This is a genomic window from Glaciimonas sp. GNP009, assembly GCF_054343755.1.
In genome coordinates this window covers 3,342,085-3,358,800 of record NZ_JBTGUV010000004.1, presented here as the reverse complement: position 1 = coordinate 3,358,800, position 16,716 = coordinate 3,342,085, and the positions used below count along the sequence as shown (strand labels likewise).

At 48.2% G+C, this 16,716-nt stretch carries 16 protein-coding genes; 1 reads left to right on the top strand and 15 read right to left on the bottom strand.

The window, feature by feature from the left end; translation table 11 throughout:
• Positions 1-708: 708 nt before the first annotated feature.
• From ACXX82_RS15685 to rpsP, 7 genes are all read right to left on the bottom strand, one after another.
• The gene (locus tag ACXX82_RS15685) at positions 709-1,071 is read right to left on the bottom strand and encodes a DUF3579 domain-containing protein (protein ID WP_322236373.1); all 363 of its coding nucleotides are present in this window, start codon (positions 1,069-1,071) and stop codon (positions 709-711) included.
• A 244-nt stretch (positions 1,072-1,315) separates the two neighbouring features.
• Complete coding sequence (locus ACXX82_RS15680; RefSeq protein WP_323506088.1) at positions 1,316-2,272, bottom strand: CobD/CbiB family protein; 957 nt, start codon at positions 2,270-2,272, stop codon at positions 1,316-1,318.
• Between the two features lie 431 nt (positions 2,273-2,703).
• The gene (locus ACXX82_RS15675) at positions 2,704-3,375 is read right to left on the bottom strand and encodes a CoA pyrophosphatase (RefSeq protein ID WP_416186813.1); all 672 of its coding nucleotides are present in this window, start codon (positions 3,373-3,375) and stop codon (positions 2,704-2,706) included.
• Positions 3,376-3,608: 233 nt separating this feature from the next.
• Positions 3,609-3,992 carry a 50S ribosomal protein L19 gene (rplS, locus tag ACXX82_RS15670; RefSeq protein ID WP_108439945.1) on the bottom strand — a complete coding sequence of 128 codons (384 nt, stop codon included), beginning with the start codon at positions 3,990-3,992 and terminating at the stop codon, positions 3,609-3,611.
• A 195-nt stretch (positions 3,993-4,187) separates the two neighbouring features.
• A complete protein-coding gene (gene trmD, locus ACXX82_RS15665; RefSeq protein ID WP_322236367.1) occupies positions 4,188-4,943 on the bottom strand; it encodes a tRNA (guanosine(37)-N1)-methyltransferase TrmD in 756 nt (251 codons plus the stop codon).
• Positions 4,944-5,068: 125 nt separating this feature from the next.
• Positions 5,069-5,617 carry a ribosome maturation factor RimM gene (gene rimM / locus ACXX82_RS15660; protein WP_322240490.1) on the bottom strand — a complete coding sequence of 183 codons (549 nt, stop codon included), beginning with the start codon at positions 5,615-5,617 and terminating at the stop codon, positions 5,069-5,071.
• Positions 5,618-5,718: 101 nt separating this feature from the next.
• Positions 5,719-5,973 carry a 30S ribosomal protein S16 gene (rpsP, locus tag ACXX82_RS15655; RefSeq protein WP_108439946.1) on the bottom strand — a complete coding sequence of 85 codons (255 nt, stop codon included), beginning with the start codon at positions 5,971-5,973 and terminating at the stop codon, positions 5,719-5,721.
• Between the two features lie 440 nt (positions 5,974-6,413).
• On the opposite strand from rpsP, the gene ACXX82_RS15650 reads away from it, so the two are divergent.
• Complete coding sequence (locus ACXX82_RS15650) at positions 6,414-6,830, top strand: hypothetical protein (RefSeq protein WP_322236364.1); 417 nt, start codon at positions 6,414-6,416, stop codon at positions 6,828-6,830.
• Between the two features lie 107 nt (positions 6,831-6,937).
• On the opposite strand, the gene ACXX82_RS15645 is transcribed toward ACXX82_RS15650, so the two are convergent.
• The 8 genes from ACXX82_RS15645 to ugpQ form a co-directional block, all read right to left on the bottom strand.
• The gene (locus ACXX82_RS15645; RefSeq protein WP_458563227.1) at positions 6,938-8,728 is read right to left on the bottom strand and encodes an acyl-CoA dehydrogenase; all 1,791 of its coding nucleotides are present in this window, start codon (positions 8,726-8,728) and stop codon (positions 6,938-6,940) included.
• Positions 8,729-8,938: 210 nt separating this feature from the next.
• Positions 8,939-9,868 carry an electron transfer flavoprotein subunit alpha/FixB family protein gene (locus ACXX82_RS15640; protein WP_322236362.1) on the bottom strand — a complete coding sequence of 310 codons (930 nt, stop codon included), beginning with the start codon at positions 9,866-9,868 and terminating at the stop codon, positions 8,939-8,941.
• A gap of 219 nt (positions 9,869-10,087) precedes the next feature.
• Positions 10,088-10,837 (bottom strand): electron transfer flavoprotein subunit beta/FixA family protein, encoded by a 750-nt coding sequence (locus ACXX82_RS15635; RefSeq protein ID WP_322236360.1) that lies wholly within the window; start codon positions 10,835-10,837, stop codon positions 10,088-10,090.
• Positions 10,838-11,151: 314 nt separating this feature from the next.
• A complete protein-coding gene (locus tag ACXX82_RS15630; protein ID WP_108439951.1) occupies positions 11,152-11,385 on the bottom strand; it encodes a sulfurtransferase TusA family protein in 234 nt (77 codons plus the stop codon).
• A 373-nt stretch (positions 11,386-11,758) separates the two neighbouring features.
• Positions 11,759-12,286 carry an NUDIX domain-containing protein gene (locus tag ACXX82_RS15625; protein WP_322236358.1) on the bottom strand — a complete coding sequence of 176 codons (528 nt, stop codon included), beginning with the start codon at positions 12,284-12,286 and terminating at the stop codon, positions 11,759-11,761.
• Positions 12,287-12,445: 159 nt separating this feature from the next.
• Positions 12,446-15,070, bottom strand: a complete 2,625-nt coding sequence (gene alaS / locus ACXX82_RS15620; protein WP_322236356.1) for an alanine--tRNA ligase — start codon at positions 15,068-15,070, stop codon at positions 12,446-12,448.
• Positions 15,071-15,380: 310 nt separating this feature from the next.
• A complete protein-coding gene (locus ACXX82_RS15615; RefSeq protein ID WP_322240485.1) occupies positions 15,381-15,605 on the bottom strand; it encodes a hypothetical protein in 225 nt (74 codons plus the stop codon).
• A 281-nt stretch (positions 15,606-15,886) separates the two neighbouring features.
• Positions 15,887-16,687: a glycerophosphodiester phosphodiesterase gene (gene ugpQ, locus ACXX82_RS15610; RefSeq protein ID WP_322236354.1), complete on the bottom strand. Its 801-nt coding sequence runs from the start codon at positions 16,685-16,687 to the stop codon at positions 15,887-15,889.
• Positions 16,688-16,716 lie beyond the last annotated feature (29 nt).

The window sequence follows — 16,716 nt, the reverse complement described above, 5'->3', positions numbered from 1 at the left end:
CAGAATGTCGCTTGCGCCATCAAGAGCAACCTAAATCGAGGTCTCGCAGACCGCCGTAAATCAATGAAAAATGCAGGAAGCCTGATCTATTGACTAATTTTATAGCAGATTACGCTACAGTCTAGCATTCACCGATAGTTGGCGGCCTCTTCGACCCCAAATTGGTGCAGGCGTTCCCAATAGCGATCGGAAACTTTTTGCTGATAAATAGATGAAAACTTCGGCTCATCAGGAGATTCGTCCAAGCTATAAAAATAGCGGAATCAAAGTGAACAAATGGTAATTTGATGTGAGATTTTAAAAAATGGTCTGGAGGTTATTGCGAGAGAAAAACCCAAGTTAAAGCAGCTCAAGGATGGGATGGGATGGGATGGGATGTAACAACATTCGTATCGAGTAGCATCAAAAAAGCGCTACAACCATTACAACATTTCAATCAGTACCGGCTATATGGGCAAAATGTTGGACTCACTACTTACTACTCACTACTCACCATTTACTAGTAACTCCTAACTACGCTGCGCCACTTGAAAGATACCTTAACGCGTGCCTTGGAAGATGTGTCGAAGCGCTTTTTTGCTAGATTTAAAGGGGAATTGGTGGTGTGGCAAATATTGGAGGAATAAAGTTTCCGTCAGAAGTCACATTACAGGCGCAATCAGGCAGGTAGCGACAGAATAGCCGACCTGCTTTCAGCCGATTTCAATATCAGGAGGATTTTGGTGACTCGCTGCCAGATTGATCTGCATCGGGCAGCAAACACGCATGCACAATCTGCAAATCATTGTCTTTGGCAAAGTTCACAACGAAATGATATGCGAGTGGCTCGATTTCTCTTAAATCTTCATTCACTACGACCGAACGGATACCGTTAAGCAACGTTGGCAAAACATAAGGAGAATATTGTAAATGTGAATTACGGCCACCAACGCCTTCAGGTCGAAAACAGGACATCGCGCCACACAAGCGTTCCGCCCAGTCGCTCGGGCGAAACTGTCTTCCATCGGAGGTTATTCCCTGAATAAAAAATTCACGGGCGGGCGCATTAGGGGGTTTAATAATATCGGCCATGCGGACAGCTCATTTCTTTTTGATACTTACAATAAACGTATTCTCAGCATCCTCATGAGATGAGAGCAAGGGTTTTATGTAATTGAGGATGATTAGACCAGACGTGCAGCGTATGCACGTCGATAAACCAATCATTCGATCGAAGCCGGTCGGTTGATCCAATCTACAATTACGCGATCAATTCTTACGTATTATATCTTATAGAAGACTATGTAAAAATTAGATGGCTCCGTTCAAAAAGCACTTAGCCCAACCACACGCCAACTGAAAAAAGTAACAACAAAAACATCCATAGCAGCAGGGCACGCCAGACCAAGCCCACTGTGCTTTGCAATGCACGCGGAGTCGGCAATTCACCAGGCGGACTGTCCGTTTCAATCCCGGTAGAGTCTACCGTAGCGGCGTCAATCGGAAGAAAATCGCTGGCATTCTCGTTGGGGGTTCCAAGCAAAACACCCATTGCCCCACCACCAGATGACAAAATAATGCCATCAGTCTCATTTTTCCAGCGATCAGCAAAATTGCGCCACGCGAAAATAGCATCCTCAAAATTGCCAACGACGGCAAAGGCAGACGCTGTCAGTCGCGCAGGAATCCAATCTATCCAATAAAACGCTTGGGTTGCAAACCGACCAAACTGTTCGTTTTTCATGTGGTCAGGTTCATTCCAGGCCCGTGCCAAGTATTCAGCAACCCGATACATCACTGCGCAGGCCGGGCCGAGCGGCATCAAAAACCAAAAAAATACGCCAAATACGTTTCGATGCGTGGTGATTAAAGCCTTTTCCACCGCAATACGCGAAATCTCGCCCACTTCCATATCGGTTGTATCTTGCTTGGTCCATTCGGCCAGGAGAGTCCGGGCAGTGGCATCATCACCGGTATTTAAAGCCAGCTGGATCGACGTGAAGTAATGACTATAATGCCGAAATCCCAGTGTTAAATAGACAATAATAACGTTCCATGCAAACGCGGCCCAAGCACCAATATGAACGCACACCCAATAAATCAACGCCGTCGGAACCATCAATGCCAACATGATACAAAACCAACCTAAGCGACCGTGGCGTGCCTGACCGGCGTTTAGCCAGCCTTCCACCATAAGTGCAAAATGCTTAACCCACGTGTACACCGGATTGTCCGCACGGAGCGGTTTTAATTGCTCGATTAATAACGCAAACAGAATAGAGAGAAAAGTCATCAACCAGCCTTAAAAGTCAGCAAATCCTGTTTTATATTTATAGAATCTATGCAAAATTGTCGCAGAGAGTTACATTTTTTATGTACAAATCATGCGTACATAAAAAATATAACGTCTTAATGATCGCGACGATTCGTGTGGCTTCCAGCCAAGCTCGCAATAAAGCGTGTTACTTCCAACAATTTTGCATGAATTGTCATTTAAACGAAACGATAAACCATACGATAACGCAGCCTAGTGACAGAATCAAATTTGTCCGTCATTTAACAGAGTTTATTTCTTAGAGGCGCTGGAAAAAGATAGTTTTGTGCGTATTAGAAGCAAAAAGAAGCAATACCAGGCATCGAAAGAAAGCTGACTAGTATTCGCCGGACCAGAGCAATTACACGAGACACCGGTTCGTGGCCCTAAGATAAGCCAAAACGTGATAATTACGCGCGCAGAAAGTGGAATAAATTACGCAGCATGGCCGCGGTCGCGCCCCATATGAAAAAACGCTCGTAAGGCATCGCGTAAAACGTACGTCGATAACCATCTGGCAAATCAAACGTACGCAGTTGATGATTCAGACCATCCATCAAAAAAGCGAGTGGGACTTCAAAAATTTCCGCCACTTCATCGGGATTTGCGCGCAACGATGCTGGGGGTTGAATCAGTCCAGCTACAGGCGTTACCCGATATCCTGTACCTGTAAAGTATTCTGGCAGCGTGCCAATCACTTCTACTTCACCGCGCGGTAATCCAATCTCTTCTTCGGCCTCGCGCAATGCCGTCTCAGTGGGTGAACTGTCGGTAAGCTCTGTTCTGCCACCGGGAAAACTGACCTGACCTGCGTGATCCGTAAGATGTGCCGTACGCTGGGTGAATAGTAACGTCGGCCCTTCAGGATGCATAATGATCGGAATCAGGACTGCAGCGGCAGTAGGCGTTCCTTCTCCAGCCAGGCCTCGTAATTGTTGCCCGACGCTTTCAGGAAACCATAGGGGCGGCTGTGCGAAACGCTGACGTAACCAGTCGGCGTTCATCCTATCAGGCGCGAGCGCCAACTCACCTGCGACGGCATCAATTGGCATCATCAGAGGATCGAGAGTAAGTTTGACCAAAACAATTCCTATTCCGCGGCGCATTACGATCTAGTGCAATCCCTTTGCTGTGGTATCTCTACATGTATTTCAAGAGAGGTATTCGCAAAACCAAGGTCTGCCCATACGTGGCAGCGTGTTGAGGCAGCACTCATACCCCAACAACATCACTATAAACACTTAAATCAAACAACAAAAAAGGGCACCTACCGGCGCCCTTCTTCATGCAAACTACATGCCAGATCTGTAACTGCTTACGCTGCTGTTTTAGCGACAGTACGACGTTGTGGCAATTTTTCTTTGATACGCGCCGATTTACCCGAACGCTCACGCAAATAGTATAGCTTAGCGCGACGTACATCACCGCGACGCTTCACTTCGATCGAAGCAATCAGTGGCGAGTACAACTGGAATGTACGCTCAACGCCTTCGCCGGAAGAAATTTTACGGACGATGAAGTTAGAGTTCAAACCACGGTTACGACGTGAAATCACAACGCCTTCGTAAGCCTGAGCACGTTTGCGCGTACCTTCGACTACATTGACGCTAACGATAACAGTATCGCCAGGTGCGAATTCAGGAATAACTTTACCTAGGCGAGCAATTTCTTCTTGCTCAAGTTGCTGGATCAGATCCATTTTTAGCTCCAAATACCATCTTGCTGACACTATGTGCAATGCACTGCTCAGTAGAGGATGGGGTTACACATGCGACCGGTTGGTCGCTCTTCTTACAACATTATAAGAATTACAAAATCTACTTATTGGGCGCCACTTATTATTACCTCTGTCAAAACAAGCTAGCAACATTTCAAACAGCGTAAAAATGCTGAATTAAACGCTGGCAATAGTTCGTATAAACTTTTCGTCACTGGCCGTCAGCAAACCATCCTGACGTGCCTTCACGATCAAATCTGGTCGTTTATTAACAGTTGCCAGTAACATCTGTTGGCGTCGCCATTTTTCGATCTCGGCGTGATGCCCACCCATTAAAACAGGCGGCACGACCACACCTTCATATGCTTCTGGCCTGGTGTAATGCGGACAATCCAGCAAGCCATTGACAAAGCTGTCTTCGACTGCCGAAGCACCGTCATTTAGTACGCCAGGCAATTGTCTGATAACGGCATCCATCAATGCCATTGCCGGTAACTCACCGCCGGATAAAACAAAATCGCCAAGGCTGATTTCTTCATCCACACAGCGGTCCAGCAACCGTTGGTCGATAGCCTCATAACGTCCACACAACAACACCAGACCAGACTCGGTGCTCAGTTGCATGACACGCTGATGTGTAAGTGGCTGGCCTTGCGGCGACAGATACACAACACGTGGCAAACATAAATTCTGTTGCTGCTGACGTTTTTTTGCAGCATCAATCGCCGCTTCCAGTGGTTTCGCCAGCATTACCATGCCAGGACCACCACCGTAAGGCCGATCGTCAACCGTGCGATGATTGTCGATGGTGAAATCACGCGGATTCCACAACGCCAACTCACACTTTTTTTGCTCGAATGCACGCCGGGTAACACCCGACTGCGTTAACGCAGCAAACATTTCTGGAAACAGTGTGACGACATCAAATTGCATAACGCCCACCTATTTCACCGTCCACCAGAACTGTCGGCCGCTTAAGCTGGAAGATCGCATCAAGATGGAAGGCCGGGCTAAATCCGACACCAACCATCAGGTTTGCAGAGCCTACAATTAAGAATCTAATAATCCAGACCCCAGTCCACCGTGATTTTTTTTGCCTTCTGATCAACGGTCTTGACGAATTGATCCACAAAAGGAACCAGCAATTCAGGTGAAGCCTTATCCTGACCGACAATAGCCGGAAGCGCGATCCTTAAAATAGGATGCGCCCCGTTATCCATCAGGTCTGATACAACACCTAATTGCTCGCCTTGCAGATTTTCAACCGCCAGACCGATTAAATCGATCCAGTAAAATTCTCCATCTTCCAATGCAGGAAAATGGCTACGGCGAACATGTACTGCAGTGCCTTTAAGGCCCTCCGCAGCTTCACGTCCAACAACGCCAACCAAACGCGCCACAATGTCACCACTGTGGTTTTTGGCCTGCATCATCTCAATATCTTGCAGATCTGCCACATTTGGCCTACCCAGCCACCATTTTTTGGCATTCAGTAACGCATCAGCGTCAGGTGAATACGGTTTGATCCGCACCCAGCCCTGAAGTCCATAGGCGCCGGTTATATAACCGACCATGATCAAATCTGCTGGAGTCACAACGCAAGTCATGACTCCTGATTGCGCCGCTTCCGCTGATTTTGCGACTGTTGCGACCGGAGCCACGATAGTTGCTGAAGTAAGCGTAGACAAATCAGTTACCAGCTACAGAATTAAACTGCAGCTTTTTTACCAGCCTGGCTGACCAGACGAGCAACAGTTGGCGACATTTGCGCGCCAACGCCTTCCCAATGGGTCAGACGATCTTGCGCAATACGGAAGCTTTCCGAAGCACCAGATGCAACTGGATTGTAGAAACCCAGACGCTCGATAAAGCGACCATCGCGACGATTGCGCGAATCAGTTACTACGATGTTGTAAAACGGGCGCTTCTTAGCGCCACCACGAGATAAACGAATAACGACCATAATGATTCCAAAAAGTGTTGTCGAACACGGAAAAAGCCGCAAATTATAACGCAAGTTAGGCCAACCCTGCAACCTCGGACTATCCTACAGTGTCGCGGCGCTGCATCAATCGCGCTATAAAGGTGAGTTGCCAGCTCTAAAAGGGCTTCATTATAGGCTTACTGTGATTTTTTTTTAACGCTTTCCCTGCTCCGAGAGCTCGGTCGCGCCATTATGTCGCGCTAGTTTTTATAGGGCGCTTCCATACTTGTTTTAGATATACTGACGCCGCGATTTCCACCATACAACTTCGCAACGGTTACGTTACACTACGGAGATAGTTAGCGCACCAACATCAATAACAGTTTGCGAAGCGCTGCTGACTTTTCATCTTTTCCCGATATCCGTTTCACTCACGGCCCCGTTACCGACAACGCAACACCCTATTGCCTCTCATTTCAATGACGACAAACCATAAAAACAAGACCTTCACCACCTTTATAACCACCGTATTTGGCAGCATTGGGTTACACAGATTTTATTTACACGGAGCAAAAGACGTTTGGGGCTGGCTGCATCTTGCCACATTGCCATTATCTTTATTAGCTCTCACACTGTGGCCTGAACAGCAAAAACTGTTTGTATTTGCACCTCTTATCGCCTCGGCATTAATTGCGATTCTGGAGGCATTGGTCACTGGCTTAATGCCTGATGAAAAATGGGATGCACAACAAAATACCAACTCAGGCAAAAAATCGGAATCGACATGGCTGATAGCATTAATTATCGTACTAAGTGTCGGCGTGGGCGCAATTGGCTTGATAGGAACCATCGCTCGCACTTTTGACCTGCTATTTACTGGTGGTTCGTACGGATAAAGAATGTTTAGTCAGGTATTGACTGTGCAAGTCTTGCATCCAGAGAAATGAGTAATAAAAAAGCAGCCTATGGCTGCTTTTTTATTACTCAAACAAATTAACCCTGATTAAAATTGATCTTCAGTTAAGGCCATCACGCCTGCACTTCCGCTTATCACCGACGTTTGCAGTCCCGTCGATTGCGCCAATATATGATCGGCAAAAAACCGTGCAGTGCCTATTTTGGCGCGATAGAAGCTAGCGTCGCCCTCACCCGCCACTAATCTTTCTGAAGCAATCAAAGCCGACCGCCCCAATTGCCAACCGCCGAGGACAATGCCGGCTAACTTCAGGTACGGCACACTGCCGGCAAATACTGCTTTAATATCGCTTTTTAGATTTGCGACGACATAGTCAATTACCTGCTCCAATGCATCTGCTCCAATTGCCAATTGTTTGCCAATGGCAAGTAAATCAGCATCGCTACTAGAAGCCAATTGAACTTGAGTTGCTCTGACTTGCGCAACAATACCTTTCGCAACAGCACCGCCGTCGCGAGCAGTCTTACGGCCGATCAGATCATTCGCCTGAATCGCTGTTGTACCCTCATAGATTGTCAAAATACGTGCATCGCGGTAAAACTGCGCAGCACCGGTCTCTTCAATAAAACCCATGCCACCATGTATCTGCACACCGGTCGAGGCGACTTCAATCGACATCTCAGTAGACCAACCCTTGACGATAGGTACAAGGTATTCGTAAAACGCATGATTGGCTTTGCGCGTAGCCTCGTCAACGTGGTGATGCGCTATATCAGATGCCGCGGCTGTGACATAAGCCAAGGCGCGTGCCGCCTCAATTTGCGAGCGCATAGACATCAACATACGGCGCACGTCAGGGTGATTGATAATGGCAACTGGCCCCGCTGATCCACTTAAATCGCGTGATTGCATACGGTCTTTGGCAAAACTCACCGCCTTTTGGTAAGCCCGCTCAGCGATGCCAACACCTTGCATGCCAACAGCAAAACGTGCGGCGTTCATCATGATGAACATATATTCCAGACCACGGTTTTCTAACCCAACCAATGTCCCGATTGCACCACCGTGATCGCCAAACTGGAGGACAGCAGTTGGACTTGCCTTTATGCCAAGCTTGTGTTCGATGGAGACGCAATGAACATCATTGCGATTACCAAGTGAACCATCCGCGTTCACCAGAAATTTCGGGACAACAAATAACGAAATCCCCTTTACGCCTTCAGGCGCATCAGGAGTGCGTGCCAACACCAGATGGACGATATTCTCGGCCATGTCGTGATCGCCAAAGGTAATGAAAATCTTTGTACCCGAAACTTTGAACGTGCCATCGCCTTGCGGCACAGCGCGCGTGCGCACTTGTGCCAAGTCGGAACCAGCCTGCGGTTCAGTCAGATTCATAGTACCTGTCCATTTTCCGGATACCAGATTTTCTAAATACATGCTTTTTTGCGCATCTGTGCCAGCCGTCATCAACGCTTCAATCGCGCCATCGCTTAGTAACGGACATAGCGCAAAGGACAGATTAGCGGCATTCAGCATTTCGATGCACGGTGTGGCCACGAGTTTTGGCAAACCCTGGCCGCCATATTCTTCTGGATGCTGAACTCCTTGCCATCCCGCCTCTGCAAATGACTTGAACGCCTCCTTAAAACCCTTGCTGGTAATGACATCGCCATCGCGCCAAAAGCTTGGCTCCTGATCTCCCGAGCGGTTCAGAGGTGCCACCACTTCGCTACAAAATCGGGCATTTTCCTGGAGTACTGCTTCGACAGTTTCCGGTGTCGCGTCTGCGCAACCCGGCAGTTGACTGACTTGCTCAAGCCCAGCGAGGGCGTTCAGGGCGAACAACATATCTTTTAACGGCGCGACATAACTCATCAAGTACTCCAAAAAAATGGGCAGTACCACTTCCGTAATACTGCCTTGGCGTTTTTGCAAACGTTCTCATTAATAGGTCTAACCGCCAGGTACCATAAAGTTGCAATTGAGCAGCAGCTAAGCAGCAATCAAGCTGCAGCTACCCAATGAGTTACCTGAATCCCAGACCAGTCTCTTTACACTTTGCTCAATATATTGTCGCGGTGACAATTAACCAAGTTCGGCCACAAATTGCGGAACGATCTCAAACAGATCACCCACGATGCCGTAATCAGCGACCGAGAAAATCGGAGCCTCTTCATCCTTATTGATTGCAACGATCGTTTTAGAGTCTTTCATCCCGGCGAGATGCTGAATCGCACCCGAAATACCGACCGCAATATAGAGCTGCGGTGCCACGATTTTCCCGGTCTGGCCGACTTGCCAGTCATTCGGCACAAAACCCGCATCGACCGCAGCCCGTGAAGCGCCCATCGCCGCGCCCAGTTTGTCAGCCAGAGGCTCCAATATCTTAAAGTTTTCTGCCGAACCCATACCGCGACCGCCGGAGACGATCACTTTGGCGGCCGTCAGTTCTGGACGATCCGATTTAGCTAGCTCACGCGATACAAACGACGACTTAGCAAAATCTGCAGCCGCAGTGATATTTTCGACCGTGGCCGCGCCACCGTCAGCAGCTGCGTCAAAACCAGTGGTACGTACCGTAATCACTTTGATCGGATCAATAGATTGGACGGTAGCAATGGCGTTGCCCGCATAAATAGGACGCTCGAACGTATCTGGACTATCAACCTTAACGATTTCTGAAATCTGACCGACATCCAGACAGGCCGCGACACGTGGCAGGATATTTTTGCCGTACGCGGTTGCCGGTGCCAGGATGTGGCTGTAGTTAGCTGCCAGCGCAAGCACTTGCTCAGCGATATTCTCTGCCAAACCATCGGCGAAATAAGCAGTATCGGCGACTAACACCTTAGTGACGCCAACAGCCTTTGCCGCAGCTTGCGCCGCCGCGCCGCAGTCTTTTCCTGCCACTAGTACGTGGACTTCACCACCGCATTGCACTGCCGCAGTGATGGTGTTAAGGGTGCTACCTTTTAAGGTTGCATTATCGTGTTCAGCAATGACGAGAGCAGTCATGGTATCTCCTGATGATGGGTATTACGGTCGCCACCCATTAGAGGGCATCAAATGTTGTGCGGCGGCCGGCTGGTTTTCTTCGGGTGACAATGTTCGCGATTTATCGCGTTCGATCCTCACTTGTTTAAACGCATAAAGGTATTTTGCACAATGGGGCGCTTGCACACCACATCACTTTAATAGCAACAAATATGCGCCTTCAATACGCTCTATTAAGTCTTAAATTACTTTTGCTTCATTGCGTAACTTCGCAATCAACGTAGCAACATCCGGCACTTTGATACCGGCACTCCGTTTGGCTGGCTCTACCACTTTCAAGGTTTTCAATCGCGGCGTGACATCAACACCCAGATCAGCTGGTTTAAACACATCCAGCGTTTTTTTCTTGGCTTTCATGATGTTCGGCAACGTCACGTAACGTGGCTCGTTGAGACGCAAATCCGTTGTGATAATCGCTGGCAACGTCAGTGCAAGCGTCTCCAGGCCACCGTCTACTTCACGCGTCACTAACACTTTGCCTTCTTCCAGTACGACTTTGGAGGCAAATGTTGCCTGTGGCCAACCTAGCAAAGCAGCCAACATCTGACCGGTTTGATTGCAATCATCATCAATTGCTTGCTTACCAAGGATGATCAATTGTGGTTGCTCTTTATCCGCAATCGCTTTCAATAACTTAGCAACGGCCAGTGGTTGCAAATCAACATCCGACTCCACCAAAATCGCACGATCTGCACCAATTGCCATTGCTGTGCGCAGGGTTTCCTGGCATTGGGTAACGCCGCAAGAGATCGCGATCACTTCAGTGACCTTGCCGCCCTCTTTCAGACGCATCGCCTCCTCTACAGCGATCTCATCGAACGGATTCATCGACATTTTGACGTTTGCAATATCAACACCTGTGCCATCGGATTTAACGCGCACTTTGACGTTGTAGTCGACTACACGTTTGACTGGAACTAATACTTTCATCGGTCTGCCTTTTAATTAAAAATTGAGAATCGAGTTGACGTTAACGTTAATTGATTATGCGATTATAAGAGAGAAATAGCTCCGCAACCAAAATTTAGCACGAACGTACTATTAATTTGTAGATGAAATTACCTAGAGGCGTGAACTAAAATAGGGAATCGAAATGGAGGCTAGAAAAGAAATAGCGAATTTGGTACGGCATACCAAAGCCTTGAATAGCGGTACAAGTGCAAGTCGCTTAATTACCATATTGACAATACAACTAACATGTTTCACCTGCGCCTTGAAATGCGTCTGATTCACAATAAGCGTGATTACTTACGTTTCATAAAGAAAACGTATTCTCTATTTTCTTCGCTTTGAGATAACAAGTCATTGCCGGTTTGTTTGGCAAACGCCTGAAAATCACGCACCGATCCAGAGTCGGTAGCTAACACGCGTAAAACTTGCCCGCTCAACATATCGGCCAGCGCTTTTTTTGTTTTCAAAATCGGCAGCGGACAGTGTAGACCGCGAGCATCAAGTTCTCTATTAAATTCCATAACCAGTTTGTATCAAAATTATTTTAACGTTGCTGCTTTTTGGCGATTCTACTCCAAACACTTGCCGCATGATGCATTGCAACAAAAATCCACCAGTTTTACAACAAATTCCGCACACCATGAATAAAAATCATAATTCTGATAATTTTTATTGCAAATCCCCTTATCAAATGCGTTCAACTGCTCGTTTCTGCTGCTTAATTATGCGCCCATTCAAAGCAGTTTGTTGAATAGGTTACATAAGAGAATGTACGACCGCATATTGAAAATTAGCTCTGAAATAACGCTACTCAACTCGCCCATATTGCTAGTTAAATAAAAAACCTCGCGCTAATGAATACGTCCTTGCACGCTACGTTTTTCCGACGAATAGTCGTGCTTAATCTACCAAAATAGGCCTATCCACAAACTCGACATTCAGCCCTTGTTGGCGCATCCATTCTGCCACGGCGTAACCAGTGCCGGCACGCCACGGCTTTAACTTGGCCGGCGATAACAGCCGATATTCCAGTAACTCTTCTGACAACTGAATCGTTCCCGAAGCTTTTACGTGATAAGCAATGATCAGTTCGTTCTTACGCATAAACTCATACACCCCGATCAATGTAATTTGATCAGCATCGAGATTCGTTTCTTCTTTTAATTCGCGGGCGATTCCCTGTTCTGGCGTCTCGTCACGCTCCATGAAACCAGTGATCAGCGCGAACATATTTTCCTGCCATGCTGCATTCCGAGCCAACAGAATTTTCCCATCGATCTCAACCACGGCGGCCAATACGGGCAGCGGGTTATCCCAATGCGTCCAGTGACCTTCCGGGCAGGATAACCGGGGTTTTCCTGCCTCGCCCTCATCTGCACGCAACGTCAAAGAAGCAGCACAGATCGGGCAAAATTTAAATTCACTCATCAGCAACCATTCGGCGAAATCAATCGCTCACCATTCATCTACAAGACAAAATGCCAACCGGCAGCATGCATTATTTCAGCCGCAAGCAAACACCAGGCAAGATTTAAGAGCGCCTCAAACCCGCTTCAAGTACTAGCCGCCGCTTGGCAAGGGGCATTTTTAGCCGCGTTCGCCAACCCACTTAACGACTCCTTGCAGCGCTGCCGCCAATCCGCTTGGATCAGTACCGCCAGCTTGCGCCATGTCAGGCCGCCCGCCGCCTTTACCGCCAACTTGCTGGGCCACAAAATTGACCAGATCACCGGCTTTTACTTTGGCAATCGCATCGGCTGTGACACCTGCGATCAAGCTGACTTTTCCGTCCTTGACGGTCGCCAACACGATCGCTGCGGTTTTCAGTTTATCTTTTAACTTATCCATCGTTTCACGTAAAGTCGCGCTATCCGCGCCTTCGAGCATTGCAGCCAATACCTTGATGCCGTTGACATCCACCGCCTGATTAACCAGTTCATTACCCTGATTTGCAGCCAGTTTAGACTTCAACGCAGCCATCTCTTTTTCTAGCGCCTTAACGTGATCTTGCACCTGACCGATACGTTGCGTTAATTCTTCCGGCGGTGATTTCAACGCTGTCGCCGCTTCGGTGACACGGCTACTCAAGCTTTGAACGAGTGCCAATGCGCCAAGTCCTGTTACCGCTTCAATACGACGAATACCGGCCGCGACACCACTTTCTGCAACGATTTTGAACAAGCCAATATCACCAGTACGATTGACGTGGACACCGCCGCATAATTCGGTCGAAGAACCGATCGATAACACGCGTACTTCATCACCATATTTTTCACCGAACAAGGCCATAGCACCGCTTGCAACGGCGTCGTCGAATGACATCAAGGTGGCGCTGGTGGCGATGTTTTCCAACACTTCGCCATTGACTATGTCTTCGATCAGACGAATTTGATCGGCACTGACAGGCGCGTTATGACTAAAGTCAAATCGGGTTTTATCAGCATCAACCAACGAACCCTTTTGCGCCACATGCACGCCCAGCACCTCGCGCAATGCTTTGTGCATTAAATGCGTCGCTGAATGATTCCGGATAGTGCGTGCGCGTTGCGCAGTATCGACATTGGCACCAAGTTGATCGCCGACGTTCAGTGTGCCTTGCTCCAATCGACCATGATGGCCAAACACCTCGGCCTGAATCTTGAGGGTATCGGTCACCACAAATGTTGCCGTCGCTGTTTCAAGTACGCCGGAGTCGCCAGCCTGACCGCCTGACTCGGCATAAAATGGTGTGGTATCGAGCACGACAATCGCATTTTGACCAGCTTCGATTTTTTGTACCGCACTGCCATCAACGTATAAAGCTAACACTTTGGCATCGTGCGCCAGCGCGGTATAACCGACAAAATTTGTCTTCTCACCGCTATACTCAACGCCCGACGCCATTTTGAATTTACCACCAGCACGGCTAGCTTCTTGTTGACGTTTCATTGCGACGTCAAAACCAGCCTCGTCGAGCGCAACTTCACGCTCACGACAAATATCTGCAGTCAAATCAAGCGGGAACCCGAAAGTGTCATATAGCGTGAAAGCTGTATCACCATCTAATTTTTTAGGATTTTTTGCCAAGGCGGCTTCCAGAATTTTCATTCCGTGTTCTAGCGTTTCCCCAAAACGCTCTTCTTCCTGCTTCAAAGTTTGCTCAACGCGCTCGGCAGCTTCCGGCAATTCAGGATAGGCTGCGCCCATCTCTAAGACCAGATCTTTGACGAGTTTGTAGAAAAACGGTTTGGTTTGCTCCAGCTTATGTCCGTGACGTAATGCGCGACGGATAATGCGACGCAAGACGTAACCACGACCTTCATTACCGGGAATAACGCCGTCCACAATTAGGAACGCACAAGCACGAATGTGGTCGGCGATCACTTTCAACGAGTTATTTGTCAAATCGGCAACATTGGTTTCGCGCGCTGCTGCCTTGATCAAATTTTGGAACAGATCAATCTCATAATTACTATGCACGTGCTGCAATATAGCGGCCAATCGCTCCAAACCCATGCCGGTATCAACACATTGGCGCGGCAATGGCGTCAATGTCGCTTCACCGGTTTTGGCGTCGACCTGACGGTCAAACTGCATGAAAACGTTATTCCAGATTTCGATGTAACGGTCACCGTCTTGATCCGGACTGCCCGGAGGACCGCCCCAAATATCCGGGCCATGATCGAAAAAAATCTCAGAACAGGGACCGCAAGGGCCGGTATCTGCCATTTGCCAGAAATTGTCTGATGCAAATGGTGCACCTTTATTGTCGCCAATCCGGACAACGCGCTCTGGCGGTAGGCCGATCTCATTCACCCAGATATCGTAGGCCTCATCATCGGTCTCATATACGGTGGCCCAAAGCTTTTCAGCTGGCAAACCATAGACCTCAGTCAATAGTTCAAACGCCCACTTTAAAGAGTCGCGTTTAAAATAATCCCCGAAAGACCAATTTCCCAGCATTTCGAAAAAAGTGTGGTGGCGAGCGGTATATCCAACATTTTCCAGATCGTTGTGTTTGCCGCCTGCACGCAAACACCGCTGTACGGATGTCGCACGAACGTAGTTACGTTTCTCGGTACCGAGAAAGACGTCCTTAAATTGGACCATCCCAGAGTTGGTAAATAGCAGCGTCGGATCATTACCCGGCACAAGGCTGGAGGAACGAACCACGGTATGGTCTTTGGATTCAAAGAAAGTGAGAAACTTATCGCGTATATCGGCTGAGTTCATGTTCTTGGGCGAAAAAAAAGCGTGCAAGGGAAGTGTCATTTTGCAAAGCACTGATTATACGTGATACCAGCCACGCGCTTCAAAAAGCCGGGCGGCTGTCGGACAGTCAGACAAAGGGAGAAAAACGGGTTAGATGAGGACAAATTGTGGCCCCCGTTGCAATGCACGCAACGACCACACCATTTTGCGACCGCTTCCTGTCAGTCGGACAGCCCGACCTCCTATTGCAAAAGCCCATCAAAATCACTTTTGACGGGCTTTTTAAGAGAATATGGCGCAACCTCGCCAAACCCGAACTGCCAAAGGTTAATTAATGACCTGTATTAATCTTTCCAGTGGCTGATGCTTTGGCATGGTGACGACGATGGTGATGTTTTTTGCCGTGATGTTTAGGCGCCGGTTTAGCAGCCGGAGCGGCAGGCGCTGCCATTGTTGCTGCCGGCGCTGGTGCTGGTGGAACAGGTGCATTTTGCGCCATCACAGGCAGAGCGAAAGCAGCGACGATTACGGCGGCTAACAGTTTATTGATTTTCATTTTGAGTTCCTTTTCATCATCGTTGATTAAAAAAATACTATCTACTGCTGCGAAAAACTGGCGCTTACTCAACTTACTCAATTTATTGCTACCGTAATAAATCCTAATTAAGACGTTAACCAACAAAGGTTAAATTGAATAAGGTCAACCAGTGTGACCTGCCCCTTCTTAACGCGAGGTTAATCGCTGAGGTTGACATGAAACTCACAATAAGTTTTTTCCAGGCACTATTTAGTGTAATCCTTTATGCGTTTTCTAGCGCAGGTGCAACTTAAACGCTACTAAAGCGCCTCTTGATCAAACCTAACACTAGAGAAATCTGCCGAAATAAGGTCAATCCGGTCAGTGCAAAAACCATCAACGCCCCAAGCCAGTATTTCTCTGGCTCGCTTTACTGAATTGACGGTGTAGCAGAACAGACCAGCGCCTGATGCCTTAACAGCGCTCGCCTGCATTGGTGATAGATACTTGTGATTAGTATGGAGAGAAACCGCCTCCAACTCTTTTAGGCGCTCAAGCCAGTCATCTTTAACCGTGGTTGTCAAATAAGCCCTGGGAATCACTTCAGCAGCAATCTGTGCGGCGCGTAAGGCCTCTAACGAAAACGAAGATAACAACGGTAAATTAGCCGCGGTAGCAAGACTCGGTGAAACCCTGTGAGCCGCTGCCTCCACCTCAAAAACCGCGCGCGTCATTTGTGCCACGATGCGTCCGGTTTCGACCTCAAACCCTTCCACCGGTTTAATTTCTACATTCATCCAAATTCCGTGCTGCCGACAAAAGGCCATTGCCTGTTGATAGGTACAAACCGGTTCGCCGATGTACTCTGAGCCAAACCAACCACCAGCGTCCATGGCTGTCAATTGCGCCGTCGTAAATGCATTGACCTTGCCTACTCCCCTGACAGTGCGACCAAAAACCGGATCGTGCATCAAAATCGGCTCGCCATCTCCGGACAACATCACGTCGAACTCGACAGCGCGAAACCCGTGTAGAAGTCCGCAGCGCATCCCCGCCAGAGTGTTTTCGGGTGCTAACGTCCCACCGCCTCGATGGGCGACGATTTTAGGATACGGCCACATGATTATTTTCTCCCAATTAATTAACAACA

What these genes read in the sequence shown, in the direction of transcription:
- ACXX82_RS15615 (WP_322240485.1), bottom strand. Translation starts at nt 15,605, where the DNA reads ATGAAAATCAATAAACTGTTAGCCGCCGTAATCGTCGCTGCTTTCGCT.
- ACXX82_RS15680 (WP_323506088.1), bottom strand. Translation starts at nt 2,272, where the DNA reads ATGACTTTTCTCTCTATTCTGTTTGCGTTATTAATCGAGCAATTAAAA.
- ACXX82_RS15635 (WP_322236360.1), bottom strand. Translation starts at nt 10,837, where the DNA reads ATGAAAGTATTAGTTCCAGTCAAACGTGTAGTCGACTACAACGTCAAA.
- ugpQ (WP_322236354.1), bottom strand. Translation starts at nt 16,687, where the DNA reads ATGTGGCCGTATCCTAAAATCGTCGCCCATCGAGGCGGTGGGACGTTA.
- trmD (WP_322236367.1), bottom strand. Translation starts at nt 4,943, where the DNA reads ATGCAATTTGATGTCGTCACACTGTTTCCAGAAATGTTTGCTGCGTTA.
- rpsP (WP_108439946.1), bottom strand. Translation starts at nt 5,973, where the DNA reads ATGGTCGTTATTCGTTTATCTCGTGGTGGCGCTAAGAAGCGCCCGTTT.
- ACXX82_RS15650 (WP_322236364.1), top strand. Translation starts at nt 6,414, where the DNA reads ATGACGACAAACCATAAAAACAAGACCTTCACCACCTTTATAACCACC.
- ACXX82_RS15625 (WP_322236358.1), bottom strand. Translation starts at nt 12,286, where the DNA reads ATGAGTGAATTTAAATTTTGCCCGATCTGTGCTGCTTCTTTGACGTTG.
- ACXX82_RS15645 (WP_458563227.1), bottom strand. Translation starts at nt 8,728, where the DNA reads ATGAGTTATGTCGCGCCGTTAAAAGATATGTTGTTCGCCCTGAACGCC.
- ACXX82_RS15685 (WP_322236373.1), bottom strand. Translation starts at nt 1,071, where the DNA reads ATGGCCGATATTATTAAACCCCCTAATGCGCCCGCCCGTGAATTTTTT.
- rimM (WP_322240490.1), bottom strand. Translation starts at nt 5,617, where the DNA reads ATGACTTGCGTTGTGACTCCAGCAGATTTGATCATGGTCGGTTATATA.
- ACXX82_RS15640 (WP_322236362.1), bottom strand. Translation starts at nt 9,868, where the DNA reads ATGACTGCTCTCGTCATTGCTGAACACGATAATGCAACCTTAAAAGGT.
- alaS (WP_322236356.1), bottom strand. Translation starts at nt 15,070, where the DNA reads ATGAACTCAGCCGATATACGCGATAAGTTTCTCACTTTCTTTGAATCC.
- rplS (WP_108439945.1), bottom strand. Translation starts at nt 3,992, where the DNA reads ATGGATCTGATCCAGCAACTTGAGCAAGAAGAAATTGCTCGCCTAGGT.